Origin of the sequence: uncultured Clostridium sp. (assembly GCF_934754915.1) — a bacterium.
Taxonomy (GTDB): Bacteria; Bacillota; Clostridia; order Clostridiales; family Clostridiaceae; genus Clostridium.
Genome location: NZ_CAKVKB010000280.1, coordinates 1 through 2,510, shown reverse-complemented (window position 1 = coordinate 2,510; position 2,510 = coordinate 1). Strand labels below are relative to the sequence as shown.

General features: G+C 29.3%; 2 protein-coding genes. Both read left to right on the top strand.

Features of this window, described 5'->3' with window-relative positions; translation table 11 throughout:
• On the top strand, positions 1-2,169 hold a 2,169-nt coding region (locus Q0F58_RS18830), incomplete at its 5' end, for a glycosyltransferase family 2 protein (RefSeq protein ID WP_294379506.1).
• The coding region (locus tag Q0F58_RS18825) for a MerR family transcriptional regulator (protein ID WP_294379504.1) at positions 2,159-2,510 on the top strand (352 nt) is incomplete at its 3' end. The genes Q0F58_RS18830 and Q0F58_RS18825, both read left to right, overlap by 11 nt.

Here is a 2,510-nt window from a genome sequence, read left to right as displayed (position 1 = left end):
GAATATACTATTGACAAGTACTTTAAAGATTTAAAAATTAATTTTGCAGAAATTTTAGGTTGGACATATTCTTGGGATAAAAAAGACGTCAAGATAAAAATTGTTGATCAAAAGAACAATGAAATCGAATATGAAATAGAAAAAGTTGCTCGAAAAGATCTAATAAGATTGCATATGGTTGATGAGACTAATAAAGATGCAGGTTTTAGAATTACATTTGAAAGTGATCCTAAAGAACAGTATTATATGATACTAAGCACAGATAGTGAAACAACTAAGATTAAATTAAGTCAAAATAGTAGTTCTATATATCATTTATTTAAAACCTATGCTAAACGTATTAATAAAGAGAACTTAAAAAAAGGTATACATTTTTTTAGAGAAAATGGATTAAAACAATTTATAGAGAGATTACAACAAGGTCCAGTTGATGATAAGACTGTTGATTACAATAAATGGTTTATTGCAAAGCGAGTTACAGAAGCAGACTTAATGAATCAAAGAGATTTCGTATTTGACTATTCACCAAAAATTTCTGTTATTGTAGCAACATTTAATACCAAAAATGAATATCTAAAAGAAATGATAGATACTGTTGTAAATCAAAGTTATTCAAATTGGGAATTGTGTATTGCGGATGGAAGCACGAACGATTCAGTAGAAAAGTATATTAAATCTAATTATGAAGTTGGAGATAAAATTAAATTTGTTAGATTAAATGATAATTATGGAATTGCTGGTAATATGAACAAGGCTTTAGAACTTATAACAGGTGATTATGTTGGTTTATATGATCATGATGATACTTTAGAATTAAATTGCTTGTTTGAAATTGTAAAAGCACTTCAAAATAAAAAATATGATTTTATTTATACGGATGAAGATAAATTAATGGATAAGAGCAAAAAGTTTGCATCCCCACATTTTAAATCTGATTTCAATATGGATTTACTATGCAGTGTTAACTACATTTGTCATTTTTTGGTTGTAAAAAAATCATTGATTGATAAAGTGGGAAATTTCAGAAAAGAATTCGATGGAGCACAAGATTTTGATTTTGTTCTTCGTCTTTCAGAATCTACGACTCCAGAAAATATTTATCATATTCCAAAAATTTTATATCATTGGCGTATGCATGAACAATCTACAGCTGAAAATCCTGAAAGTAAAATGTATGCATTTGAAGCTGGCAAAAGAGCCGTGCAAGCTCATTATGACCGTCTGAATATTGATGCAAATGTTTCGATGGGTCAAGCGTTAGGATGGTATAAGACAACGTATGAAATCATAGGAAATCCATTGATTTCAATACTAATTCCCAATAAAGATCATATTGATGATTTAGAACGTTGTATTGAGTCAATTGAAGCGAAATCATCTTATAAAAATTATGAATATATCATTATTGAAAATAACAGTACTGAACAAGAAACTTTTGAGTATTATAAAAAATTAGAACATGAAAACTCTAAAGTAAAAGTGGTTTATTGGGATGGTATTTTCAATTATTCTGCAATTAATAATTTTGGTGCAAAACATGCGAATGGAGACTATTATTTATTTTTAAATAATGATACTGAAATTATAAATGAAGATTGCTTAAAAGAGCTTTTGGGATATTGTCAACGTAAAGATGTTGGAGCTGTAGGCGCTAGGTTATTCTATCATGATGACACAGTTCAACATGGTGGAGTAATTGTGGGTTTAGGACGAATTGCTGGACATGCATTTTTAGGTGAACCAAGAGAAAGTCTAGGATACTTTGGACGATTAGTGTCTGCACAAGATTTGAGCGCTGTTACTGCGGCATGTATGATGGTAAAAAAATCTGTGTTTGAAGAGGTTCATGGACTTAATGAAGAATTGAAGGTTGCGTTTAATGATATTGATTTCTGTATGAGAATACGAAATGCAGGTTACTTAATTGTTTATAATCCATATGCGGAGTTATATCATTATGAATCTAAATCACGTGGTATGGAAGATTCACCGGAAAAGAAAAAGAGATTCAATGGTGAAAAGAAAACGTTCAGAGAAAATTGGCCTGAAATAATGAAAAATGGAGATCCTTATTACAATCCAAATTTATCATTGTTAATTAAAGATTATACAATTAAATCAGAAGAGGAAGAATATCTTCTAGAAAATGATGAGGAAGATGACGATTAATTACTATAAAACAGGTCAATTCGCAAAACTAGCGAATGTGAGTGAAAGAACAATTCGATATTATGACAAAATTGGGTTATTAAAACCCTCTTTTGTTATGGAAAATGGATATCGTCAATATAGTGATTTGGATTTATTAAAGTTACAGAAGATTTTATCTTTAAAACATTTGGGTTTTAGTATTGAAGAAATCTTTCCTATGGTTATGGATAATACGAATCTAAAGGAGAGTTTTGATTTACAGATTGATTTGATTGAAGATAAGATTAGTCATTTACAATCTTTAAGGGATGCATTAAAAAGAGCGAGTCAAACGCCGGATTTAAGTTGGAATATGATTC